The following is a 23,083-nucleotide window of genomic DNA, read 5'->3' on the forward strand; positions in this document are numbered from 1 at the left end:
CGGAGCGATTCTCATGATTTCCGTTGAAACCGTGGCCGATTCGGCCTACCTCGTCGCGGCGCTGTTGTTCATCCTCGCGCTGGGCAGCCTGGCCAGGCACGACACCGCGAAGATGGGCAACACCTTCGGCATCGTCGGAATGGCGGTGGCCCTCGGCGCCACCGTCGTCCTCGCGATCAGCCGCGACATCGAGCCCTCAGGCCTGCTGTTGCTGGTCGGCGCCACCGCGATCGGCGCGGCGATCGGCCTGTGGCGAGCCCGGGTAGTCGAGATGACCGGGATGCCCGAGCTGATCGCGCTGCTGCATTCGTTCGTGGGTGTGGCGGCGGTGCTGGTCGGCTGGAACGGTTACCTGCATGTCGAACGACATCCCGGCGGCGCCGAGGCCGCGTTGCTGCGCGCCGACGGACTGCTGGGAATCCACGGTGCCGAGGTCGCGATCGGGGTGTTCATCGGCGCGGTGACGTTCACCGGCTCGATCGTGGCCTACCTGAAGCTGTCGGCGCGCATCGCGTCGGCACCGATGATGTTGCCGGGCAAGAACATTCTCAATGTCGGCGCACTTGTGCTGTTCGCCGCGCTGACCGTGTGGTTCGTCCTCGACCCCCGGCTGTGGACGCTGATCGCGATCACGGTCGTGGCACTGCTGCTCGGCTGGCACCTGGTGGCCTCCATCGGCGGCGGCGACATGCCGGTCGTGGTGTCGATGCTCAACAGCTACTCCGGCTGGGCGGCGGCCGCGTCGGGCTTCCTGCTCGGCAACGATCTGCTGATCATCACCGGTGCGCTGGTCGGTTCCTCGGGTGCCTACCTGTCCTATGTCATGTGCAAGGCCATGAACCGCTCGTTCGTGTCGGTGATCGCGGGCGGCTTCGGCATCACCGCGGGCCCGGCCGGGGACACCGACCTGGGTGAGCACCGCGAGATCAGCGCCGATGCCGTCGCCGAACTGCTCGCCGGGGCGTCGTCGGTGATCATCACGCCCGGCTACGGCATGGCCGTGGCCCAGGCCCAGCACGGCGTCGCCGAACTCACCCGCAAGCTGCGCGAGCGGGGCGTCACCGTGCGGTTCGGTGTGCACCCCGTCGCGGGCAGGCTGCCCGGCCACATGAACGTGCTGCTGGCCGAGGCGAAGGTGCCCTACGACATCGTCCTGGAAATGGACGAGATCAACGACGATTTCACCGGCACCGACGTGGTCCTGGTGATCGGCGCCAACGACACCGTCAACCCCGCTGCCGCCGAGGACCCGGCCAGCCCCATCGCGGGCATGCCCGTCCTCACGGTGTGGGAGGCCGACAACGTCGTCGTCTTCAAACGTTCCATGGCCTCGGGCTACGCCGGCGTCCAGAACCCCCTGTTCTTCCGCGAGAACTCCGCGATGCTGTTCGGTGACGCGAAGGACCGCGTCGACGACATCGTGAAAGCGCTGTGACTCAAACCCTCGGTACGGCGGCGCATCTCCAGCGCCACCGGACCGGCATGCTGATCATGATCAGATGACCATGTCAGGCGACCGGAGAAGGATCCGGTCGACCGTCAAAAGCCGAGCTACGGGGACGCGAGGTCACGCAGGTACCCGCAGACCTCGTCGATCGCCTGCTCGGTCTGCGGGAACACCCCGACCTCGGTGAAAAAGCCGTGGAAGACCCCGGTGTATCTGGTCGACGACACCGGCACGCCCTCGTCCCGCAAGCGTCGCGCGTACGCCTCGGCGTCATCGCGGATCGGGTCGACCTCGGCCGTGATGACCAGCGCGGGCGGCAGGTCTCGCAACGATTCCGCCCGCATCGGCGCCGCCAGGGGATCGCCGCCGGGATGTCCGGCTCCGACGTACTGCTCCCAGAACCAGCGTCCTTCCGCGGCGCCGAGCAGCGGTGCGTCGGCGAACTCCGACCATGACGGCCTGGTGAACGTGTCGTCGACGGCGGGGTAGGCGAGCACCTGCGCGACGGGCAGGTCGCCGCCGTTCTCGCGGCGGTGAAGGCACAGGGCGACAGCGAGATTCCCCCCGGCCGAGTCGCCGCCGATCGCCATCCGATCCGGGTCGATGCCCAGGTCGGCGGCCGATCGGCGCAGCCAGGCGTAGGCGTCGACACAGTCGTGCAGCGCCGCCGGGTAGGGGTTCTCCGGCGCCAGGCGGTACTCGAGTGAAACCACCGTCCACCCCGATTTGTCCGCGATGGCCCGGCACAGCTCGTCGGCGCCGTCGAGGGTGCCGAGGACGAAACCGCCGCCGTGCAGGTAGACCAGGGTGGGTGCGGCGGCCGTCGCGTTCGCGCGGTAGAGGCGCCCCGCGATGGTGCCGGTTCGGGTCGGCACGGTCAGTGGTGCGACATGGTCGAGCGGGGTGATCGGCTCGGCCGACGGTGCCGAGTTCACCAGCGCGCGAGCTTGCTCCGGTCCCAGTTCGTGGAGGGGTTTCGACAAGATCCGGCTGATCATGGTCGCTACGGCCGTCGCCTGGTCATCGAGCAGTTTCCAGCTCGGGGGAGTGTCGTCGTTCATGGGAAATCCTCGCTCGTCGTTGACAAGAAGTGATCTGTGCCTCACCATCATAGTCACGTGACCCAGACATTTGACTAGAAGTTCACGTTCCATTTGGGATCCGCTGTCGACGGTGTACCGCGCACGCGATCTCGTCGCATCGAAAGGACAACAAGATGACCGAAACGACGATCGGGCCCGCGACGCGCGGGGCCGAGGCGGTCGCCGGGGTCGACATCCGGATCGAGGACGACGCAAGTCCGATCGTCCGGCTGATCGCCCGGACCATCGCCGATTCCCTCCGCGCCGACGGCTCGCTGCTGCCCGCCGGACTCACCGGCACGATCGCGATCCGTTCCCACGACACACCGCAGGCGGCCACGATCACCCTCGCCGACGGCGCGATCGCGGTGTCGGGCGGTGTGTTCGTCGAGCCCGACCTCGACGCGACCGTCGATCTGAACCAGTTCTTCGCCCCGGTGGGCGAGCCCGTCGGCTCGGCGGAGTTCGCGGCCGTCGCGGTCGCCCTGCTGTCGCCCCCGCTGCCGGACTGGAAGACCGCCGCGCTGAGCTTCTGGGAGAAGGCCCGCTCGGTACCCGGCATCCCCGACATGCTCGTCGCCGTCATCGAAGGACCCGACGGCGTGGAGCAGGTCGTCGCGGGCGAGGGGGAGACCCACTACGTCATCGCGGGCCCGCCGGACCTGCTGGCCGCCGTCTTCACCGGCGCGGTCGATCTGCTCGCCGCTCTGTCCACCGGCCTCGTCGGCGTGCGCGGCACGCTCTCGCAGCTGTCCGTACTGGTCGGCGCCTCCTGGAAGGTTCGTTACGATGTCTGAAATCGCCGCCACCGCAACGGTTCTCGAGCCGGGCGTGCACACGGTCCGGATCGAGTCGACCAATCACGACGGCTCGTTCCACGGCAAGAACGTCTCGCCCGCGAAGTACACCGCCTGCGCGGACTCCGGTTTCGCGATGGCCGACCTGCTGTTCGGTCTCGACCTCGGCAACGCGCCGACGCTCGGGTTCGCCTACCCCGACTGGCGCGGTCATCTCGCCGACCTGCAGTTCCGGCCCGACCCGGCGACGATGGTGCAGTGGGCGCCCGGTGTGCAGTCGGTGATCGGTGACTACTGGCAGCCCGACGGCACCCCGATCGGCACCTGTCCGCGCAATCTCGCCCGCAAGCTGGTCGATCGGCTCGCCGACCGAGGTTTCACCGCGACCATCGCCGTCGAGATCGAGGCCACCCTGTTCCAGGAGTCGGTGCACGAGGCACGCGCGAAGGGATACCGCGATCTCACCCCGCTCGGCGGCTCCGCGGGCACCGCCTACAACCTGGCCAAGTCCAAGGACTGGGTCGACTACATGTCGGCGGTCGCGCGACGGCTCGAGGAGATCGGTATCGAGTGGGAGGCGTGGAGCGATGAGGACGCGGCCGGTCAGGTCGAGCTCAATCTCGTCCCCGCCGACCCGATCTCGGTGTGCGACAACTGGGCTCGCGCCCGGCAGGTGATGCGTGAGGTGGCCTTCGAGCTCGGTCACACCGTCACCTTCATGGCCAAACCGACCGCCGGTTACGGCCAGGCCTCACACGTCAACCTGTCGTTGCAGCGCGACGGTGTCAATGCGTTCTACGCCGCCGACGGGCCGTCGGACACCATGCGGCACGCGGTCGCCGGACTGCTCGCGACGATGCGCGGCGCGACCTCGGTGATGCTCCCGCAGATCACCTCCTTCCGCCGCCTGGTCGACCTGAGCGGGCCCCCGACCACGGTGACGTGGGGCATCGCCAACAAGACGACAGCCGTGCGCGCGGTGTGTGGTCACCCGAAGTACTCGCGCCTCGAGTACCGCGTTCCGGGTGCCGACGCCAACCTGTACCTCGCGGTCGCGACGATTCTGGCCGGTGTGATCGCCGGGATCGACGGCAAGCTCGAACCGGCCGACCCGATCAGCGACATGGCTTGGTGCGCACCGGATCTCGAACGGCTGCCCGACACCATCACCAAGGCGGCCGACGCGCTCGAGTCCGACCTGATCCTGCGCGAGCAGCTCGGCGACGAGTTCGTCGACTACTGGGTCGGCACGCGGCGTTGGGAATGGATGCAGTTCCACACCACCGGCGGCGATCCGTTCGCCGAGCTGTCGGAGTGGGAATCCACGCGCTACTTCGAGTTCCCGTGACCGCGCGCTCGACCCCGGTGAAACCGCTGATCGGGCTCACCGGACGACGGTTCAGGATGGGGCTGATCAGCGGCAGTCACCCGGGCTACAGCCGACGGCTCACCGACGCCTTCTTCACCGATTTCGCGGAACGGATCACCCGCGCGGGCGGCGTGCCGGTGATGCTGCCCTACGACGCCGATCCGGCCGCGCTCGGCGACTGGCTGTCGGGTGTGGTGATCACGGGCGGTCAGGATGTGCACCCGCGCTGGTGGGGTGGCGACGAGTCGGTGGTCGGTGAGATCGACGCGGTCGACAACCCGTCGGTGCACGATCCCGACCGCGACCGCTTCGAGACCGAGCTCACCACGGTCGCGATCGAACGGCAGATCCCGCTGCTCGGGGTGTGCCGGGGCATGCAGGTGCTCAACGTGACCCTCGGTGGCACACTGATCGCCGACCTGCCCTCCGGGCCGATCGAGCACCTGGCGGCGGCCGGTCCGCTCTCGGACGGCGACCCCGGGCACGTCGTCACCTTCGACCCGGGAACGGTGGCGCAGAAGGTGTTCGGCGATCGGCTCGTCACCAATTCGTGGCACCACCAGGCGGTCGACGCGTGCGGTGACGGGCTGGTCGTCACCGGCCGCACCGAGGACGGCGTCGCCGAGGCCATCGAACTGCCCGGCGCCCCGGTGCTCGGCGTGCAATGGCATCCCGAGTGGATGGTCACCGACGACGGCGCCCTGCGCTGGCTGGTCGAAGCGGCCGCCGAGCAGCGCTGAACAACGACGACTGTGGCCGCCACCTCGTCGGTGGCGGCCACAGCGGCGTGTACTGCGTCTCGGTCAGTCCATGCGAACCCACGACACCAGCGAGCGCATGTCGGGCTCGGGCTCATGGACCACCGGCTCGGCCGCGGGGGCGGCGGGCTCGCCCAGGTTCACCGCCATCCAGGCGTCGAGCACGCCGAGGGTGAGTGCCATCTGGGCCTGCGCCGCGTTCTCGTCGGTGAAGACCAGCCAGTTGAGAGCGAAGCCGTCGGACAGCGCGGACACCACGTAGATCAGCTTGTCGATCGTGCCCGCGTCGACCGGTCGGCCGGGCGCGACGGTGGTGCCCTCGAGGATCGAGTGCATGGTCGAGAAGGCTTTGGCGTACACGACCTCGGCCTGCTCGCCCTCTCGTTGGCCCCAGCTGATCAGCTCGAGGATCGTCGCCCCGAAATCCGGGTTCGCCAGATACCACTCGAGCACGCCGCGCAACAGCCCGCGAGCCGTGTTCTGTGTGTCGCTGTGGACGTCGCTGCGGTGCAGCACGTCGCGGTACTCGTTGGCGAGGTACTCGAACACCGCTGCGAACAGCACCTCTTTGGTGGCGAAGCAGTAGTGCAGGGTGGCCAGGGGAGCGCTCGCCTCTTCCGCGATGCGGCGCGTCGTGGCTCCGTCCACCCCGTGGGCGGCGATCACGCGCACGGCCGCGGCCACCAGATCGGCGCGGCGTTCGGCGGCGGGGATGCGAGCCATGCGTAACTCCTGTCGATTCACATCTGAACGATTGATCAAGTCAACTTCGACTTTACCAGTGCGACAGCGCATCACTCACGTGCGACCGCGCCTGTCGCGAAGAAAAGATGGTCATATGCCTTGATCAAATGACCCACTCCGGCTACCGTTATGGCAGGCCTCACATTCCCACCGACCAGTGGCCACACCCACCGGCGATCCAGGCCCATCGAAAACACCCGTGACGGCGCGCCCGCCGCGCTCGGCCGCAAACCCGGCCGGCTGCAGGTCGACCGACGACCTATCACCTGCCAACCGCGAAGAGGACGACATGACCCGAGTCGAATCGGTCCATCCCGAACGTGAGATCACGCTCGCTCGCCTGGCCATGGACCCACCCGTCGACACCCTCGTCGATCTCCTGGCGGACCAGGCCGCGCGCTCGCCCGAGCGTGAGTTCCTCCGCTTCACGGCAGGCACGTGGACGTTCGGCGAGATCGACGACTGGACCTCGCGCCTGGCGCGGCGACTGGTCGCCGAAGACGGCGTCCGCCCCGGCGACCGGGTGGCGATCATGCTCCCCAACGTCGTCGAGTGGCCGGTGGCCTGGCTGTCGATCCTCGGCGCCGGCGGTGTCACGGTCCCGGTGAACTCGTCGTATCAGCGGGCGGACCTGGAATTCGTGCTCCGCGATTCGGGTGCGCGACTGATCTTCACCGACGACGAGCACCGGGCCCTGGTCGAAGAGGTTCGCACCGGCGCCGAGGACCTGGCCGACGTCCGCATCATCGACGTGCCCGCGGTCGGCGAACTCGCGCACCTCCCGGCGGCCCGTCCGGTACTCGACATCACCGGCGAGACGCTCGCCAACCTCCAATACACCTCGGGCACGACCGGATTCCCCAAGGCGTGCATGCTCACCCACGACTACTGGACCCGGCTGGGCTGGGTCTGCTCGAACGCGGCCGACCTCGGCCCCGACGACGTGGCGCTCACCTCACAACCGTTCTCCTACATGGACCCGCAGTGGAACACCGCACTGTGCCTGACGATCGGTGCGCCGCTGGTGGTGCTTCCCCGGTTCTCCGCGTCGGGCTTCATGGCCGATGTCCGCAGGCACCGGGCCACCTTCTGCTACGTCCTCGGTTCGATGCCGACACTGCTGTACAAGCAGGCGCCGACCCCGCAGGACCGCGACAACGACCTGCGCATCGTGCTGTGCTCGGCCGTTCCCGCAGCACTGCACGCCGAGCTCGAACAGCGGTGGGGCGCGCCGTGGCGGGAGATCTTCGGGATGACCGAGAGCGGCGTCGACCTGGTCAGTCTGCCCGAATCCACCGAGGACGTCGGCAGCGGGCGGCTCGGTCGTCCGGTGCCGACCAAGCAGGTCCGGGTGATCGACCCGCACGGCCGCGAAGTCGGCGAGGGCGAATCCGGCGAACTCGTCACCTCCGGCAAACCGATGATGCTCGGTTACTGGAACCGGCCCGAGGACACCGCCCAGGTGCTGCGTGACGGCTGGTTGCACACCGGCGATGTCGCGGTCCGCGAGGAAGGCAGCTACCGCCTGGTCGGCAGGCTCAAGGACATGGTCCGCCGGGGCGGGGAGAACATCGCCAGCGCCGAGGTCGAACGCGTGCTCGAACGCGACGACAGCGTTGTCGCCACCGCCGTCGTCGGGGTACCGGACGAGTTGTTCGGCGAGGAGGTCAAGGCCTTCGTGCAGCTGGCGCCCGGCGTCGCGGAGAGCCGCGAGACCGCGCAGCGCATCCTCGACGACGCACGAAATCAGTTGGCGCGCTTCAAACTTCCGCGCTACGTGGAATTCGTCGCCGACTTCCCGCGCACCCCGTCCGAGCGGGTGTCCAAACCCGCGCTGAAGGCACGCGCCGCCGAGAACCCCGGCACCACCTACGACCTGCAACCACCGCGCGACTGAGGAGCCGGACATGACCGACAACTATCTGGACGTACGCATCGACGACGACGTCGCGGTGCTCACGCTGAACCGTCCAGCGAAGCTGAACGTGCTCGATGTGGCCACCCGGGTGCTGCTCGCGCAGACCATCCGCCACTTCGGCACCGGCGACCTGGTGCGCGGGATCGTGCTCACCGGCACCGGCCGGGCCTTCTCCGCAGGGGAGGACCTGCAGGCGGTTCCATCCACGTACGAGGAGATTCGCGAGGCGGTCTCGACCTTCCACGACATCACCCGCGCGATTTTCGAGACCAAGGTCCCGGTGATCGCGGCGGTGAACGGGATCGCCGTCGGCGGCGCCTCGGAGATCACGCTGTCGTGTGACGGGCGGATCGGCAGCACGGCCGCCGAATACTTCCAGCCGGAGAACCACCGCGGCATCATCATCTCCAACGCCTCGAGCTTCCTGATGGGCAGGCTGGTCCGCAACCACGCGATGCGCATCGTTCTCGGCTCGCAGCGAGTCGCCGCCGAGGAGGCGCTGCGCATCGGTTTGCTCGACGAGATCGTCGCCCCGGAGACGCTGGTCGACCGCGCCGTCGAGGTGGCCCGCCAGTGGAACTCCGATCCCCGCATCACGGCATTGCACCTGGGCCTGCTGCGTCCACTGCCCGCCGAGATCGAGGCCGCGTTCGCCCGCGAGGACGACGCCGCCCGCCAGGCCTGGGAGTCCGGCGCCTTCAGCGAGGGCATCGAGGGTTTCTGGACATCGAAGAACGCGGCGTCCCCGGCGCCCGCGCAGAGCAACCGAGATCGGAGCCGATCATGATCACCACCGAAGCAGCTGTCCTCACGGCGGTCGGTGAACCGCTGGAGTTCACCGAGATCCTGGTCGACGAACCGGAGCCCAACGAGATCCGCCTCGCGGTCTCGAATGTCGGTCTGTGCCACAGCGACCTGCACTATATGACCGGAACCGTCGGCGCCGACCTGCCCGTGGTGGTCGGGCACGAGGTGGCGGGCGTGGTCGAGTCGGTCGGCTCGGCGGTGACCACGCTGCGTCCCGGCGATCGCGTCGTCGGCGCTCTCACGCCTTCGTGCGGGCAGTGCCGTAACTGCCAGGTCGGTCACTCGACCCAATGTCAGCGCGTCACCCAGATCCGGCAGCGGCCCCGGCCCGCCTTCCAGCTGCCCGACGGGCGGGTCGTCCATCGCCTCGGCGATGTCGGCGCGTTCTCCCGGCACACCCTGATGCGCGAGAACGCGCTGGTGAAGGTGGCCGACGAGGTGGGTCTGCACGTGGGCTGCCTGCTCTCGTGCTGCATCATCACCGGTGTCGGCGCCGTGTTCCGTGGTGCCGAAGTGCGCCCCGGCTCCACTGTCGCCGTGATCGGTTGCGGCGGTGTGGGTTCGGCCATCATCCAGGGCGCACGGCTGGCCGGTGCCTCGGCGATCGTCGCCGTCGACCTCGACGAAGCCCGCCTCGCCGCCGCCAGGACCTACGGCGCCACCCACGTCGTGAACGGCGCGGCCGACGTGGCCGCCGAGATCCAGAACCTGCTCGGGGACGGCGTGGACTACTCCTTCGAAGCCGTCGGCAGCGCGCGGACCGCGGCCACCGCCCTCGAGGTGCTGCGCCCCACCGGCACCGCGTGCCTGGTCGGTATCGCTCCCGACGGCACCGACCTGAAGCTGCCCGCCTGGAATTTCTTCTTCTCCGAGAAGCGTCTCATCGGTTCCTACATGGGGTCGGGACAGGCGCAGGAGGACATCGCCCAGTTCGCCCGCCTGTACCAGCAGGGGCGGCTGCTGCTCGACGAGATGGTCAGCGATGTCATCCCGTTCCACGACATCGACAAGGGCTTCGAGGCGATGAAGTCCGGCGAAGTCACCCGCATCGTCGCCGACCTCACTGTCTGAGACCTGTTCGCGCACCGAAGGAGCACCTGATGACGAATCCCCAACTGCCCCAACCGATCAACTACATCGCCGACGAGTGGTCCGAGTGCGCGACGATTCCCGACGCCTGGAACCTCGACCCCAACACCGGCCTGCCGGTGCACCGCGCCGTCACCACCACCCCTGCGGACGTGGAACGCGCACTGCGCCATGCCGAGCGGTCCTACGGTTTCGAACGCTGGGACGACGCGGCGAGCGACGAACGCGCCGAGATCATCGAGCGCGCGGCCGACATCGTCGAGTCCCGCATCGAGGACATCGCCCGCACCGACGCTCTCACCAGCGGTGTCCCGATCGCCAAAGCCCGGATGGTCGCCCAGTTCCTGCCGCACCGGATCCGTTCGACGGCCGCGGATCTGCGGACCATCCCGCGTCGCACCGCGCTCGAGGCCGGTGGCCGGGACGTTCGGCTGTACAAGGTCCCGTGGGGCCCAGCCGCCATCCTCACCCCGTGGAACGGCCCGAGTTTCATTCCCGCCGCGAAGATGGTGAGCGCCCTGGCCGCCGGCTGCCCGGTGATCCTCAAGCCGTCCGAACACGCGCCGAGCAGCGCTCAGATCATCGTCGAGAGCTTCGTCGAGGCCGGACTGCCCGCCGGTGCGTTGCAGCTGCTGCACGGTGCCGGTGACGTCGGCGCGGCCGTCACCGGCGACCCGCGCGTGAAGATCGTCTCCTTCACCGGCGGCCCGAACGCCGGCCGGGCGATCGCCCGCGCGGCGGCCGAGGACTTCAAGGTGCTCCAGCTCGAGCTCGGCGGCAACAATCCGGCCCTGGTGCTCGACGACGCCGACATCGACGTGGCCGCCGACGGCATCCTCGACGGGATGACCAAGCTCAACGGTCAGTGGTGCGAGGGCCCCGGCAAGGTGCTCGCGCACAAGAGCCTGGTCGAACCGCTGCTCCAAGCGCTGCTGGACCGGATCGCCCACATCGAGATCGGCAACTCGCTCGACGAGAGCACCGAACTCGGCCCCATCTCCAACGCCCCGCACTTCGCGACGCTGCAGCGCCGGATCGAAGGGCTTCGCACCCATGGCGCGACCATCCACCAGCCCGCGAAGCTCCCCGACCTCGGCGGCTTCTTCCTGTCGCCGACCGTCGCGACGGGCGTCGACGCGTCGCTGGCGACCGCCGAACTGTTCGGCCCGCTGATCAGCCTGCACGCCGTGGAGTCCGACGAGGACGCGCTGCGCGTGGCCAACGCCGACCCGTCGGGGCTCGACGCCTACGTGTTCGGCGGCGACCTGGACCGCGCCGTCGATGTCGGCTCGCGAATCCTGTCCGGTGAGGTGCGCGTCAACGGCGCCAAGGTCGCCGATCTGGCCGACGGATCGGCCCAAAGCTTCTGGGGCACTTCGGGAATCGGCGGGCACGCCCCCGGTGAGTCCGTCCGGGTGTTCTGCGGCGACCGCGTTGTCGGCGTCGATTCCCCCGATCTCCCCCTGTAATCGACTCCCACAACGAAAGCGGCCACTGCCATGAACTCCACCTCAACCACCGACCACGAGGTTGTCGACGTCATCGGTGTCGGCGCCGGCTTCACCGGCATGTACCTCGCCCACCGGCTGACCACAGCGGGCTGGACCTTCGCCGGATTCGAAGCCGGACCCAGCGTCGGCGGCACCTGGTTCTGGAACACTTACCCGGGCGCACGCTGTGACGTCGAGAGCATCTACTACTCCTACTCCTTCGACGAGGCACTCCAGCAGGAGTGGACGTGGAGCCAGCGCTTCGCCCCGCAGGCCGAGATCCTCAGCTACATCGAGCATGTCGCCGACCGCTTCGACCTGCGCAAGCACTTCACCTTCAACACCCGCGTGGTCGCCTCCACCTGGAACGCCGCCGATCGGCTCTGGGAGGTGCGGCTCGACAACGGTGAGATCCGGCGCAGCCGCTATCTGATCTCGGGTGCGGGCGGCCTGTCGACGCCGAAGGACTTCGACGTGCCCGGCCTGTCGAACTTCACCGGGCTGAAGGTGTCGACGAGCCGGTGGAACATCTCCCTCGACGACCTCGCGGGCAAGCGCGTCGCCGTGATCGGCACGGGATCCTCCGGCGTGCAGGCGATTCCGCTGATCGCCGAGGTCGCCGAACACCTCACGGTGTTCCAGCGCACCCCGAACTACGTGATGCCCGCCCGCAACGCCGAACTCGCCCCCGACCAGGTCGCCGCCGTCAAGGACAACTATGTGGCGATTCGGGAGGAGTGCAGGCACTCGCCCGGTGGCATTCCCGATCGCCCCGTCACCGACCGGGCCTTCGATGTCTCGGACTCCGAGCGCAAGCGACGGTACGAGGCGGCCTACGAGCGCAGCGGGTTCCTCGGCGTCGGCGCGGAATTCGCCGACCTGCTGTTCGACGAGGAAGCGAACCGGACCGCCTCGGAGTTCATCCACGACAAGATCCGCGAGATCGTGAAAGACCCGGTCACCGCGGAACGGCTGGTCCCCAAGTACCACCCGCTCGGCGCCAAGCGCAGCGTCTTCGGCACGGACTACTACGAGACCTACAACCGGCCGAACGTGTCGCTTGTTTCACTGCGTGAAGAGTCGATCGAGACGATGACCGAGAACGCGATCGTCACCTCGAACGGCACCTACGAGGTGGACGCCATCGTGCTCGCGATCGGGTTCGACGCCTTCACCGGCCCGCTCTACGGGCTCGACCTGACCGGTGCGTCCGGCAAGAAACTGCAGGAAGCGTGGAGTGACGGTATCCGCTCCTACCTCGGAATCATGGCGGCCGACTTCCCCAACTTCTTCATGGTCGGCGGCCCGCTGAGTCCCGCGCTCGCCAGCAATGTGGTGGTGACCATCGAGCAGGCCGTCGACTGGATCGCCGACCTGATCGAACACGCCCGCGACACCGGCGCGACGCAGATCGAAGCCACCCCCGAGGCCCAGCAGGAGTGGGTCGACATCACCGAGTGGACCGTGTCCCAGACGCTGTACGCCACCACCGACTCCTGGTATCGGGGCTCGAACGTCGAGGGCAAGCCCAACACCTTCATGGGCTACCTGGGCGGGGTCGGCAAGTACCGCCGCATGTGCACCGAGATCGCCAAGCGGGGCTATCCCGGCGTCGCGATCGACGGCGAAGCGACGTCGCGCACAGTCGGCCCGATTCACGAGGAGATCGCATGAGCAGCGCGGTCCACCGGCGGTATGTCGCCTTCTCCGACGCCCACTACGCCGGTAACCTCGTCGACGGTGCCTACGCCTTGAAGCTCTTCGGCGATGTCGGCACCAATCTCGCGATCGAAATGGACGGCCATGAGGGGTTGTTCGCCGGCTACTCGTCGGTGGAATTCCTCGCCCCGGTCCGTGGTGGCGATGTCGTCGAGGCCGAAGCAACCCTGGTGAAGAAGGGAAACCGCAGCCGCACGGTCGATTTCGAGCTCCGGGTGATCTGCCGCGGCTCCGACGACACCGGCCGGGCCCAGGTCCTCGACCCACCCCTGGTCGCGGTACGCGCTCGCGGTACCGCGGTCATCCCCGCGGACGGAACGGAGTAGGCGCCATGGAATTGATCGACGATACCGGTTGGTCCGAACAACCCACCACGGTCGAACCATCGCTCACCGGTGACATCGACTGCGACGTCGTGGTGATCGGTGGCGGTGGCGGCGGTATGTCGGCGGCCCTGCGCCTCGCCGACAAGGGTGTGGACGTGGTGCTGCTCGAGGCGAAAACCCTCGGCTGGGGCGCCACCTCCCGCAACGCGGGCTACATCACGAACTCGGTCGCCGCCGATCCCGAACTGCTGGGGTTCCTGCTGAAGCGCGAGCGGTTGCGCGAGCTGTACCGCTACGCCGAGCACGCGGTGCATTTCGCCGAGGACGCGATCGAGCACCACGCGATCGACTGTGATTACAAGCAGGAAGGCATCGTGATGGCCGCGGTGTCGAAGGGGCAGTTGCGGCACGCCCGCCGCAACGCGAAGGTCCTGGCCGCGGCCGGATCGTCGGGCGAATTCGTCGATGGTCCCGAGGCTGGGCTGCCGGAGGGCTTCCTCGGTGGTATCCGTGAAGGCGTGGGCGGCACGGTCGACCCGGGCAAGTTCGCCCTCGGTCTGCGCGCCGCGACGATCGCCGCCGGTGTGCGGGTCTATGAGTCCACTCCGGCGGTCGACGTCGTCGATACCGGTGACCGGGTCACCGTCGAAACCCCGCACGGAAAGGTCAGGGCACGCAAGGCGCTGCTCACCACCAACGCCGCCAGCAACAGCCTGTCCATCGCACCGAAACACCTCGCGACCCCGGTGTGGACCTCGCTGGTCGAAACCGAACCGATCCCGCCCGAGCGGCTCGACGAGATCGGCTGGACCAGCAGGGCGCCGCTGGTCACCCTGCACATGATCCTGGAGAGTTATCGCGTCACCCCGCGCGGCACCATCGCGTTCGGCACCCGCCGTATCCAGGCAGGTCGCAACCCGCTGCCGACCCGTACTCCCGCGCCGCAGGTCGTCGACGATCTCGTCCGTGGCTTCCACGACCGCTTCCCCGGCCTGCGCGACATCGAGCCGGTGCGGGCCTGGGGTGGCTGGATCGGCATGAGCTCCACCTGGCTGCCCGCCGCAGGCGAGGCCTCCGAGAACGTGCTGTACTCGGCGGCCTGCAACGGCCACGGCTTCGCCCAGGCGCAATACGTGGGACACCTGCTGGCCGACCATGTCACCGGCGCACCGCGGCACGAGGACCTCGAAGCGATCTGGCACGGCGGCGAACGGTTCTGGCCCAGCTTCGTCAACAACCCCGCGCTGTACCTCGGTTGGCTCGCCGATCGCACCGTCGACCGCTGGGCCTCGCTCCGGAAGTGAACCGCGCTCGCGCTGCCGTCGGCGAAGGCACTCTTCGTCGGCGGCAGGCGCGTGGTGCGCGGTCGACTTTCAGGGCCGGCTGAAGGCCAGCAACCGGGCGGTGGTGTGCTGGCGGACCTCGCCGTGCTGGTTGAGCGTGTCGTAGGTCGCGGTGATGAACCCGCGGCGGGGATCGGACCGGGAAGGTCGCACATCGGTCACCTCCAGTTCGACGTGCAAGCGGTCCCCCGGCCGGGTCGGTGACGGCCAGGCCAGTTCGATGGAAGCGCCGATGATGCCGGTGGCCAACGGCAGCCCCGTGGTGACCAACAGGCGCATGGTGATCGCGGCGGTGTGCCAGCCGCTGGCCGCCAGGCCTCCGAAGAAGGTGTCCTTCGCGCTGTCCTCGCCGAGATGGAACGGTTGGGGGTCCCACTCGGTGGCGAAGTCGACGATGGCGTCGGCCCCGAGGTCGTAGGTGGCGGTGCGGAACCGATCGCCGACGGCGATGTCGTCCAGCCAGAGAGCGTTGGTGGTCACTGGATGCTCCTCATTGACAAAGAGTGGTTCTTGACCCACGATCATAGTCACATGACTTAGACAAATGACTACGATTCGGTCAGGATGTACATGTTCACCAACACCTTCACGGAAACGTTCGGTATCGAGCACCCCCTCGTCTGTGGCGGCATGACGGCCGTCGGCACGGCGGACTTGATCGGCGCTGTGGCCAATGCCGGTGCCCTCGGATTTCTCACCGCGCTCACTCAGCCCACGCCGGAGGCGCTGGTCAAGGAGATCGACCGCTGTCGTGACCTCACCGACAAGCCTTTCGGTGTGAATCTGACGATCCTGCCGACCATCAGGCCGGTGCCCTACGACGAATATCGCGACGCGATCGTCGAGAGCGGCATCACCATCGTCGAAACCGCCGGCGGTAACCCGCAGCCGCACCTGCCCACCTTCAAGGCGGCGGGGGTGAAGGTGATCCACAAGGCGGTCACCGTTCGCCACGCGCTCAAGGCTCAGCAGCTCGGTGTCGACGCGGTGAGCATCGACGGTTTCGAATGTGCGGGACACCCCGGTGAGGACGATGTCCCCGGTCTGGTGCTGATCCCCGCCGCCGCACGGGCGCTGACCGTTCCGATCATCGCCAGCGGCGGAATCGCCACCGGGGCAGGGCTTGTCGCGGCCCTCGCCCTCGGCGCGTGCGCGGTGAACATGGGCACGCGGTTCATGGCGACCACCGAGGCGCCCATCCACGACAACGTCAAGCGGCAGATCGTCGACAACAGCGAACGCGACACGGTCATCGTGTTCCGCGAGTTCCACAACTCCGCCCGGGTGGCCCGCAACGCGGTGTCTGAGGAGATCGCCGCGGTCTCCCGCGAGCCCGGCGCGACCTTCGACGACATCGCCCACCTGGCCAGCGGTGCTCGCGCCCGCGAGCGCGTGTACGGCGACGGCGATGTCGACGGTGGACTGTGGTGGGCGAGCCAGGCCCAGGGGTTGATCCACGACATCGGCAGCTGCCAGGACGTGGTCGACACCATCCTCGCCGAGGCGCGGCAGATCATCACCTCGACGCTGCCCGATCAGCTCGGCGGTGGAAAATTGTGAGTCAAACGCCTTGATCATATGACCCACTCGCTGTAGCGTTATGACTGGCATCACATTCCGACCTCAGTGTCGGGGCTGCGCGCATATCCCGCTCGACGGTCGGATGCCGGACCCATACGTCTTGCCGGAGCGAAACGGCTACCGATCCTCGATCGCTCGGCAGAAAAGACCCCATTGCCGCTGGTCGGCGGGTGGCACTTTCAAGGAGAAGATCATGTCCATCAAGGAACTGCTTTTCGCGGTCGCGGACATCTGGATGATCGCCGTCGGTTTCACCTACGGCATCAAATTCATCCGGAACTACAAGAATTATCTGCTCGGTATCGAGTGGATCATCGTGGCGACCTCGGGGACGAATTTCCTGATCTACGGTCTGCTCAAAGCGGGCCACGACAGCCCGATGTATACCGGCGCGGCCTATTTGGACGCCTTCTCCCGATCGGTCGGTATCACGCTGATCCTGGTACTCGGGCTCATGCAGGTGACCCACCGGTACAAGCCGTCGGCGGCGGTGGACATCGGCGCGTTCGCGCTCGCGGGCGTGGCCGGGCTGCTGCTGCTCGGATACCAGGACACCATCGGTCTGCCTGCCGCGATCTTCTTCATCGTGGCCAACGTGCTCACCACGATCTTCCTCGCCTACTTCGTCAAGCGGCTGTGGCAGATCGGGGAGCGTCGACACGCCGTGTGGTCGGCCATCGCGACCGCATGCGGTTTCCTGATCGCGGCAACCTATGACTTCGTCAAGATCCCCGGTGACGACGCCGAGCACACGATCTTCTACATCTTGGCGCTGTCGTCGTGGGGTCTGCAGATGTTCGTGTACTACCGCGCTTACCGGGCATTCGACGCCTACAACAAGCGTGTCGCCGCTCCCGCGGTGACCGGCGACGCCACCGTGACGGCGTAACCAGAGTCATTCCTTCGAACGATCCACAGTCAGGAGCCGATATGGCAACGCAGAATATTCGAGAAGAAACCACTGAGGTTGTCGTCATCGGCGCCGGAATGGCGGGTTTGACGGCGGCGACCACTTTGGCGCCCGCGGCCGAGGTGGTCGTGCTCGAGTCCACCGATCGCACGGGCGGGCGCGTCGAAACCGTCCGTCAGGGCGACTACTGGATCAACCTCGGCACCCAGTTCACCGAGGGCACCGGCACACTGATCGACGCGCTGGAGCGGCACAACATCGAGATGGGCTCGCTCGCGGGCAAGAGCATCGCGCTGCACCTGAACGGTTCGACGGTCGACACCTCGAATCCGCTGGCACTCATGTTCCGCACCCGCATGACCATGATGGATCGGATCGGGCTGGCCATCGTCGGCGCGCGCATCCTCTCGGCCGCGCCCTTCCTCGAATCGCAGAGCCGCTTCGCTCAACGTGTCCGCGCGAGGCTCGAGTCCAGGCTGGCGTCGTATCTGCTGAACGGCGTCCGCTCGGAACTGGCCGCCACGATCGTCCGGTCGTGGTCGGCGCAGTGGATGGGATGCGATCCGGAGGAGACCGCGGCCGCGCAGTTCGTGTACTCGGTGGGCATCGCACTCACCGACCCGGAGAAGGTGCCGAACTTCTCGCTGCCCTCGGGCGGCAACCAGACACTGACCGATGTCCTCACCGAGGACCTCGGTGCACGCATCCGGCGCAACGCGGTGGTACACACGGTGCGTCGCGATGGTGACGGCGTGGTCGTCGACTATCTCGACGGCGATCGCCCGGCGCGACTTCGGGCCCGCCGGGCGATCGTGACCACCCCGGCCGATATCACCGAGCGGATCATCCCCGACCTGCCCCAGCAGTACCGCAACGCGTTCAATGACATCACCTACGGCCGCTATGTCGTGGTCGGCTTCTTCACCGACGAGGTCGGCCCACAACGGTGGGACAAGTACTTCGGCATCTCGGCGCCGCAGCTGTCGTTCCAGGCGGTGTTCAATCACGCCGCGGCGCTGCGTACCGGTGACGACCGCAAACCGGGCGGTGCCCTGGCTTGTTTCGCCGGTGGCAGCAAGGCCGACGCGTTGCTCGACCTGCCCGACGAGGAGATCGTGTCCCGCTTCCGAAACGACCTGCTCACCGTGCTGCCCGAGCTGGAAGACAAGCTGGGGGAGGGCATTCTGCGCAGGCACCGCCGGGTCGTGCCGTTCTGGGCACCCGGCAGGCGCAAGACCCTCCCCACCCTGCGCGACCCACTCGGCGCCATCTATCTGGCCGGCGACTACCAGCTCGATGTCCCGTCCCTGGCCGACGCGGCCACCTCGGGTGAACGATCGGCACAGGCGGTACTGGCAAGCCTCGGTCGCGCGCGGTAGCGGAGGAGTTGGCTTATCCTCCATGGTCATGACCGGCCGGGCGGATTCTGAAGCCGAGCTCTTCCGCAAGGATCCTCGCCCACCGGACTTCATCGAACATCGGCGGTATGCCTCGTACCAGGCGTGGCGGCAGCTCGTGATCGGTGGCCACATCGACCACGAGCAGCTGGTGGGCGACCTGCTCGGCATCAGCCGCCATGTCCACTCCCGGTATGCCTACACATATACGATCCACGAAGTCCTGCCGGAGTTTTCGCGAATGCGGCTCACGGCCGCGCTCGGTGATGTGATCGCCCTTCTCCCGATGGCGTCGGCAGTCCGAATCCCAGTGGAAGAAGCTGTTATCCGGCTCGTGGCGTTCTTCGGGCCGGTACCGATGGAGTTGCTGTCGGACTCCGTCCTGCGCACCGTGTTCTCCGGTATTCGGCCTCGCGATGTCGAATACGCCGGGTCCACCGACTCTCTCGCCGCACTGGGCAAAATCTCGGTTTCGGACACGCGGCGACTGAGCCATGTCCTGCGCGAGGTGCCCGATGCGCAATTGCTGTGCGCGGCCCGGCTGAGGCGACCGGACCTTCTCGAGGCGGTGCATGCGGCTTTCGACTCGACGGACGGTGCATGGGCCGTCTCGACCTACTTGGCCCGTGATTTTCCACCCCCCGTCGATATCCCTACTCCCGACAGCCCACGGATGCTCGCCGGTCTGGTCACACTCGCCGAAGGCATGCCAGGCGACACCGTCTCCCACGGCCTGTTCCCCAGCCCGATCACGAAACTCGCCCGCCTATGCCTGACATCGACAGGGCACTACCCTCCCGCGCAGGTCCTCGACGCGGCACGAAGTGCCTACGACAGGAGACGTCCCTACTACGCACACGACGCCGTGGCTTGCGCCCTCGCACACCCGGAAATCTCCGCTGCCGAGCGTGCCGACCTCATCCGTCACCTGTCCGGACATGACGGCCACGGGCGAGCAGCCCATGGCCGGCGGGCGCGAAAGAAGTTCTGGCGCATAGTCCGATGGGGTGGCCGTCAACTCTGACAGCACCGTGGCCGGGGTGACCTCAGCCTATGAGAGACGGCAGTACCAGCTCCCGGTACCGCCGCTTCATCGTCTCGATCACCTCGTGGCCGTCGCTGGACCACACCGTGGCGTTGAAGATCTCGACTTCCACGTCGCCGCGGTACCCGGCGCCGCGGACCCAGCGGCCGATGGTCGCGAAGTCGATGACGCCGTCGCCCATCATGCCCCGCGACAGCAGCGGGTCAGCGGCCATCGGGTTGAGCCAGTCGCACACCTGGTACGAGCTGATCCGCCCGGCCGCACCGGCCTGCGCGATCTGGTCCGCCAGGGTCGGGTCCCACCAGAGATGGAAGGTGTCGACCACAACGCCCACGGTCTCCGCCGGATGCGGTTCGGCCATCGAGAGTGCCTGCGCCAGTGTGGAAATCACGGCTCGATCGGCACAGAACATGGGGTGCAGCGGTTCCAGCGCCAGGCGTACGCCGCGTTCGGCGGCGTAGGGAACCAGGAGCGCGAGCCGCTCCTCGACCCGTGCCCGGGCACCGGCGAGATCCCGATCGGGGATCCCGCCCATCACCATCACCAGTTCCCGCGTGCCGAGCGTCGCCGCGTCGTCGATCGCACGACGGTTGTCGTCGAGCGCGGCCGGTCCGTCCTCCCTCCCGGTCAGGAAGCCGCCGCGGCACAGGCTGGAGACGCGCAGACCCGCATCGGCCACGATCTTCGCCGCGGTGGTGGCCCCGACCTCGTCGACCCGATCCCGCCACAGCCCGATCGCGCCGAGTCCGGCCCTTGCCGCACCGTCCACCGCCTCGGCCAGGGTCCACCGCTTGGTCGTCGCGGTGTTCAGCGACAGCGACCGGTACGGAGCGGCCGAGTCGTATGGGACCTGCTGCGCGACAACCGATGTCATGATCCGAGTCCGTTCAGTTCGAGGTACAGCCGCATGCGGTGCGCGGCCAGTTCGGGGTCCGCCAGCAGCCCGGCCCGGTCGGCGAGCCGGAACAGCTCGGCAAGGTGCGGGACGGAACGGCCCGTGGACAACCCGCCGACCATGGAGAAGCCGGGCTGACGACCGTTGAGCCACGACAGGAACGCGATCCCGGTCTTGTAGTAGTACGTGGGCGCCGCGAAGATGTGCCGTCCGAGTTCCTGTGTGTTGCGGAGTATTTCGGATGCCCGCGCCACGTTGCCGTTGTCGAGTTCTTGCAGCGCGGTCGACGCGGCCGGATAGATCGCCGCGAAGATGCCGAGCAGCGCGTCCGAATGTCCTTGCGTGTCACCGACGATGAGCTCGGGATAGTTGAAATCGTCACCGGTGTAGAGCCGGACCCCCGGCGGCAAGGCACGCCGCAGCGCGATCTCGTGTCCGGCATCCAGCAGCGAGACCTTGACGCCGTCGATCTTCGACCGGTTGTTCTCGATGAGCGTCCGGAAAGTCGCGGTGGCGGTGGCGATATCGTCGCTACCCCAATAACCGTGCAGCGCGGGGTCGAACATGGTGCCGAGCCAGTGCAGGATCACCGGCCGGTCCACACCCGCCAGCAACCGCTCGTAGACGTCCACATAGTCGGCCGCCGACTCCGCGACCCGCACGAGAGCCCGCGAAGCCATCACGATCACCTGCGCGCCCGCCTCGGTCACCACGTCGATCTGCTCACGGTAGGCGTCGACGATCCTGGTGAGCCCGGTCGATCCGGCGGGCAGGCCGGCGAGGTCCAGCTGATCGGTGCCGGCACCGCAGGCGAGCCTGCCCCCGGTGGAAGCGGCCTCGCCGCCGGAACGCCGGATCAATTCGGCGGTGGTCCGCCAGTCGAGGCCCATCCCGCGCTGCGCGGTGTCCATGGCATCGGCGACACCGAGCCCGTAGGACCACAGCTCGTGCCGGTAGGCCAGCGTCGCGTCCCAGTCGATCGTCACGGGCGCGCCCGGCGTGTTGTCGGCCGTGGCACGCGGAATAACGTGCGCCGCAGCGAAAGCCACCCGCGAGGTGATCGGCTCGGTCGGCCGCGTCCACGGGCCCGGAGCGCCGAGGACGTACCGTTCGAGCCGGTCACCGGCGGGCAGCAGCACCGACACATCGGTCGGGGCCGCGGTCACAGCGTGACCTCCGGAATCTCGATGCGGCGGCCTTCGGCGGAGCTGCGCAGGCCCAGTTCGGCGAGCTGAACCCCGCGCGCGGCGGAGAGCAGCCCGTAGCGGTGCGGCCGCTCGTTCACCACGTCGGCGAGGAACTCCTCCCACTGCAACTTGAAGCCGTTGTCCAGATCGGCGTTCGCCGGCACCTCGAGCCATTGCTCGCGGAACGGTTCGGTGGCCGGAAGATCCGGGTTCCACACGGGTTTGGGCGTATGCGAGCGGTGCTGCGCGACGCATTTGCGCAATCCGGCCACGGCCGAACCGTGCGTGCCGTCGATCTGGAACTCGACGAGCTCGTCGCGATACACGCGCACCGCCCACGACGAATTGATCTGCGCGACAACACCGTTCGCCATCTCGAAGATGCCGTAGGCGGCATCGTCGGCGGTGGCGTCGTACGGCTTGCCCTGCTCGTCCCACCGGGTGGGGATATGGGTCGTCGCCTTCGCGGTGACCGCCTCGACCTTGCCGAGCAACCCCTCGAGCACGTAGTTCCAGTGGCAGAACATGTCGACGACGATGCCGCCGCCGTCCTCGGCGCGGTAGTTCCAGCTGGGACGCTGGGCGGGCTGACCGTCACCTTCGAAGACCCAGTAGCCGAATTCGCCACGCAACGACAGGATCCGTCCGAAGAAGCCCTCGTCGACCAGCCTGCGCAATTTGACCAGGCCGGGCAGATAGAGCTTGTCGTGCACGACACCCGCGGTGACGCCCGCGTCCGCGGCGACCCTGGCGAGTTCTACCGCCTCGGTGAGTGTTTCGGCGGTCGGCTTCTCGGTGAACACGTGCTTGCCCGCCTTCATCGCCGCCGCGAGCGCCTCGGCGCGCCGGGACGTGACCTGTGCGTCGAAGTAGATGTCGACGGACGGGTCCGTGATGACGGCGGCGGCATCGGTGCTCCATTCGGCGATACCGTGCTGTGCCGCGAGTTCGGCCAGCTTGGCGGCATTGCGGCCCACGAGGACGGGCTCCACCTGGACGCGGCTGCCGTCCGGGAGCAGGAGTCCGCCCGCGTCGCGGATCCGCAGGATCGAGCGCACGAGGTGCTGGCGGTAGCCCATGCGCCCGGTGACGCCGTTCATGGCGATGCGGAGCGTGCGCGGGGGAGTGGAATCGGGCATTGTTCTGTGCCTCTTCTGATTTGCGTGGCTGACGACCCGC

Annotated in this window: 21 protein-coding genes; 15 read left to right on the top strand and 6 right to left on the bottom strand. The window is 67.8% G+C overall.

The features are described from left to right. Positions 1 to 13: 13 nt before the first annotated feature. Entirely contained in the window at positions 14 to 1,435 is a 1,422-nt protein-coding gene (pntB, locus tag NI2_RS23475; protein WP_067494270.1) for a Re/Si-specific NAD(P)(+) transhydrogenase subunit beta, read from the top strand. A gap of 116 nt (positions 1,436 to 1,551) precedes the next feature. On the opposite strand, the gene NI2_RS23480 is transcribed toward pntB, so the two are convergent. Next, the gene (locus NI2_RS23480; RefSeq protein WP_067494273.1) at positions 1,552 to 2,508 is read right to left on the bottom strand and encodes an alpha/beta hydrolase; all 957 of its coding nucleotides are present in this window, start codon (positions 2,506 to 2,508) and stop codon (positions 1,552 to 1,554) included. A 155-nt stretch (positions 2,509 to 2,663) separates the two neighbouring features. Between NI2_RS23480 and NI2_RS23485 the strand changes: the two genes are divergently transcribed. Genes NI2_RS23485 through NI2_RS23495 form a run of 3 tightly spaced genes read left to right on the top strand, consistent with a single transcriptional unit; the run spans position 2,664 to position 5,435 of the window. Further along, complete coding sequence (locus NI2_RS23485) at positions 2,664 to 3,326, top strand: hypothetical protein (protein ID WP_067494276.1); 663 nt, start codon at positions 2,664 to 2,666, stop codon at positions 3,324 to 3,326. Next, positions 3,319 to 4,674 carry a glutamine synthetase family protein gene (locus NI2_RS23490; RefSeq protein ID WP_067494279.1) on the top strand — a complete coding sequence of 452 codons (1,356 nt, stop codon included), beginning with the start codon at positions 3,319 to 3,321 and terminating at the stop codon, positions 4,672 to 4,674. Before NI2_RS23485 ends, NI2_RS23490 begins: the two co-directional genes overlap by 8 nt. Beyond that, a complete protein-coding gene (locus NI2_RS23495; RefSeq protein ID WP_067494282.1) occupies positions 4,671 to 5,435 on the top strand; it encodes a gamma-glutamyl-gamma-aminobutyrate hydrolase family protein in 765 nt (254 codons plus the stop codon). Before NI2_RS23490 ends, NI2_RS23495 begins: the two co-directional genes overlap by 4 nt. A gap of 63 nt (positions 5,436 to 5,498) precedes the next feature. On the opposite strand, the gene NI2_RS23500 is transcribed toward NI2_RS23495, so the two are convergent. Then, positions 5,499 to 6,176 (bottom strand): TetR/AcrR family transcriptional regulator, encoded by a 678-nt coding sequence (locus NI2_RS23500; protein WP_067494285.1) that lies wholly within the window; start codon positions 6,174 to 6,176, stop codon positions 5,499 to 5,501. 310 nt (positions 6,177 to 6,486) lie between these two features. Here NI2_RS23500 and NI2_RS23505 point away from each other — a divergent pair, with 310 nt between their 5' ends. The 7 genes from NI2_RS23505 to NI2_RS23535 are packed head-to-tail and all read left to right on the top strand — an operon-like array spanning position 6,487 to position 14,850. Next, positions 6,487 to 8,094, top strand: a complete 1,608-nt coding sequence (locus tag NI2_RS23505) for a class I adenylate-forming enzyme family protein (protein ID WP_067494287.1) — start codon at positions 6,487 to 6,489, stop codon at positions 8,092 to 8,094. A gap of 10 nt (positions 8,095 to 8,104) precedes the next feature. Next, positions 8,105 to 8,902 (top strand): enoyl-CoA hydratase/isomerase family protein, encoded by a 798-nt coding sequence (locus tag NI2_RS23510; protein ID WP_067494289.1) that lies wholly within the window; start codon positions 8,105 to 8,107, stop codon positions 8,900 to 8,902. Further along, a complete protein-coding gene (locus tag NI2_RS23515; RefSeq protein WP_067494292.1) occupies positions 8,899 to 9,993 on the top strand; it encodes a Zn-dependent alcohol dehydrogenase in 1,095 nt (364 codons plus the stop codon). The genes NI2_RS23510 and NI2_RS23515 overlap by 4 nt, the downstream gene beginning before the upstream one ends. Positions 9,994 to 10,022: 29 nt before the next feature. Next, entirely contained in the window at positions 10,023 to 11,480 is a 1,458-nt protein-coding gene (locus NI2_RS23520; protein WP_067494295.1) for an aldehyde dehydrogenase family protein, read from the top strand. Between the two features lie 30 nt (positions 11,481 to 11,510). Beyond that, the gene (locus NI2_RS23525; RefSeq protein WP_067494298.1) at positions 11,511 to 13,175 is read left to right on the top strand and encodes a flavin-containing monooxygenase; all 1,665 of its coding nucleotides are present in this window, start codon (positions 11,511 to 11,513) and stop codon (positions 13,173 to 13,175) included. Then, positions 13,172 to 13,546 (top strand): 3-aminobutyryl-CoA ammonia lyase, encoded by a 375-nt coding sequence (gene kal, locus NI2_RS23530; RefSeq protein WP_067494302.1) that lies wholly within the window; start codon positions 13,172 to 13,174, stop codon positions 13,544 to 13,546. The genes NI2_RS23525 and kal overlap by 4 nt, the downstream gene beginning before the upstream one ends. A gap of 5 nt (positions 13,547 to 13,551) precedes the next feature. After that, entirely contained in the window at positions 13,552 to 14,850 is a 1,299-nt protein-coding gene (locus NI2_RS23535) for an NAD(P)/FAD-dependent oxidoreductase (RefSeq protein WP_067494305.1), read from the top strand. A 69-nt stretch (positions 14,851 to 14,919) separates the two neighbouring features. Here the strand turns inward: NI2_RS23535 and NI2_RS23540 are convergent, their stop codons facing one another. Next, positions 14,920 to 15,369 carry a MaoC family dehydratase gene (locus NI2_RS23540; RefSeq protein ID WP_243750095.1) on the bottom strand — a complete coding sequence of 150 codons (450 nt, stop codon included), beginning with the start codon at positions 15,367 to 15,369 and terminating at the stop codon, positions 14,920 to 14,922. A 90-nt stretch (positions 15,370 to 15,459) separates the two neighbouring features. Between NI2_RS23540 and NI2_RS23545 the strand changes: the two genes are divergently transcribed. The 4 genes from NI2_RS23545 to NI2_RS23560 all read left to right on the top strand — a co-directional run bounded on the left by NI2_RS23545 (position 15,460) and on the right by NI2_RS23560 (position 19,801). After that, positions 15,460 to 16,449, top strand: a complete 990-nt coding sequence (locus NI2_RS23545) for an NAD(P)H-dependent flavin oxidoreductase (RefSeq protein ID WP_067494472.1) — start codon at positions 15,460 to 15,462, stop codon at positions 16,447 to 16,449. Between the two features lie 214 nt (positions 16,450 to 16,663). Next, positions 16,664 to 17,359, top strand: a complete 696-nt coding sequence (locus NI2_RS23550) for a transporter (RefSeq protein ID WP_067494312.1) — start codon at positions 16,664 to 16,666, stop codon at positions 17,357 to 17,359. Positions 17,360 to 17,400: 41 nt separating this feature from the next. Continuing rightward, positions 17,401 to 18,759, top strand: a complete 1,359-nt coding sequence (locus NI2_RS23555; protein WP_067494315.1) for a flavin monoamine oxidase family protein — start codon at positions 17,401 to 17,403, stop codon at positions 18,757 to 18,759. Positions 18,760 to 18,787: 28 nt separating this feature from the next. After that, the gene (locus NI2_RS23560) at positions 18,788 to 19,801 is read left to right on the top strand and encodes a hypothetical protein (protein WP_133734220.1); all 1,014 of its coding nucleotides are present in this window, start codon (positions 18,788 to 18,790) and stop codon (positions 19,799 to 19,801) included. A gap of 22 nt (positions 19,802 to 19,823) precedes the next feature. Here NI2_RS23560 and NI2_RS23565 read toward each other — a convergent pair whose 3' ends face one another. From NI2_RS23565 to NI2_RS23575, 3 genes are read right to left on the bottom strand one after another with little or no spacing between them, the layout of a single operon-like run. Then, positions 19,824 to 20,696, bottom strand: coding sequence for a sugar phosphate isomerase/epimerase family protein (locus NI2_RS23565; RefSeq protein ID WP_067494321.1), 873 nt, complete (start codon positions 20,694 to 20,696; stop codon positions 19,824 to 19,826). Further along, a complete protein-coding gene (locus tag NI2_RS23570; RefSeq protein WP_067494324.1) occupies positions 20,693 to 21,883 on the bottom strand; it encodes a dihydrodipicolinate synthase family protein in 1,191 nt (396 codons plus the stop codon). Before NI2_RS23570 ends, NI2_RS23565 begins: the two co-directional genes overlap by 4 nt. Further along, positions 21,880 to 23,043, bottom strand: a complete 1,164-nt coding sequence (locus tag NI2_RS23575) for a Gfo/Idh/MocA family protein (protein WP_067494327.1) — start codon at positions 23,041 to 23,043, stop codon at positions 21,880 to 21,882. Before NI2_RS23575 ends, NI2_RS23570 begins: the two co-directional genes overlap by 4 nt. Positions 23,044 to 23,083: the final 40 nt, after the last annotated feature.

Source organism: Nocardia ignorata NBRC 108230 (assembly GCF_001612905.1).
GTDB classification, from domain to species: domain Bacteria; phylum Actinomycetota; class Actinomycetes; order Mycobacteriales; family Mycobacteriaceae; genus Nocardia; species Nocardia ignorata.

What these genes read in the sequence shown, in the direction of transcription:
- pntB (WP_067494270.1), top strand. Translation starts at nt 14, where the DNA reads ATGATTTCCGTTGAAACCGTGGCCGATTCGGCCTACCTCGTCGCGGCG.
- NI2_RS23480 (WP_067494273.1), bottom strand. Translation starts at nt 2,508, where the DNA reads ATGAACGACGACACTCCCCCGAGCTGGAAACTGCTCGATGACCAGGCG.
- NI2_RS23485 (WP_067494276.1), top strand. Translation starts at nt 2,664, where the DNA reads ATGACCGAAACGACGATCGGGCCCGCGACGCGCGGGGCCGAGGCGGTC.
- NI2_RS23490 (WP_067494279.1), top strand. Translation starts at nt 3,319, where the DNA reads ATGTCTGAAATCGCCGCCACCGCAACGGTTCTCGAGCCGGGCGTGCAC.
- NI2_RS23500 (WP_067494285.1), bottom strand. Translation starts at nt 6,176, where the DNA reads ATGGCTCGCATCCCCGCCGCCGAACGCCGCGCCGATCTGGTGGCCGCG.
- NI2_RS23505 (WP_067494287.1), top strand. Translation starts at nt 6,487, where the DNA reads ATGACCCGAGTCGAATCGGTCCATCCCGAACGTGAGATCACGCTCGCT.
- NI2_RS23510 (WP_067494289.1), top strand. Translation starts at nt 8,105, where the DNA reads ATGACCGACAACTATCTGGACGTACGCATCGACGACGACGTCGCGGTG.
- NI2_RS23515 (WP_067494292.1), top strand. Translation starts at nt 8,899, where the DNA reads ATGATCACCACCGAAGCAGCTGTCCTCACGGCGGTCGGTGAACCGCTG.
- NI2_RS23520 (WP_067494295.1), top strand. Translation starts at nt 10,023, where the DNA reads ATGACGAATCCCCAACTGCCCCAACCGATCAACTACATCGCCGACGAG.
- NI2_RS23525 (WP_067494298.1), top strand. Translation starts at nt 11,511, where the DNA reads ATGAACTCCACCTCAACCACCGACCACGAGGTTGTCGACGTCATCGGT.
- kal (WP_067494302.1), top strand. Translation starts at nt 13,172, where the DNA reads ATGAGCAGCGCGGTCCACCGGCGGTATGTCGCCTTCTCCGACGCCCAC.
- NI2_RS23535 (WP_067494305.1), top strand. Translation starts at nt 13,552, where the DNA reads ATGGAATTGATCGACGATACCGGTTGGTCCGAACAACCCACCACGGTC.
- NI2_RS23545 (WP_067494472.1), top strand. Translation starts at nt 15,460, where the DNA reads ATGTTCACCAACACCTTCACGGAAACGTTCGGTATCGAGCACCCCCTC.
- NI2_RS23550 (WP_067494312.1), top strand. Translation starts at nt 16,664, where the DNA reads ATGTCCATCAAGGAACTGCTTTTCGCGGTCGCGGACATCTGGATGATC.
- NI2_RS23555 (WP_067494315.1), top strand. Translation starts at nt 17,401, where the DNA reads ATGGCAACGCAGAATATTCGAGAAGAAACCACTGAGGTTGTCGTCATC.
- NI2_RS23560 (WP_133734220.1), top strand. Translation starts at nt 18,788, where the DNA reads ATGACCGGCCGGGCGGATTCTGAAGCCGAGCTCTTCCGCAAGGATCCT.
- NI2_RS23565 (WP_067494321.1), bottom strand. Translation starts at nt 20,696, where the DNA reads ATGACATCGGTTGTCGCGCAGCAGGTCCCATACGACTCGGCCGCTCCG.
- NI2_RS23575 (WP_067494327.1), bottom strand. Translation starts at nt 23,043, where the DNA reads ATGCCCGATTCCACTCCCCCGCGCACGCTCCGCATCGCCATGAACGGC.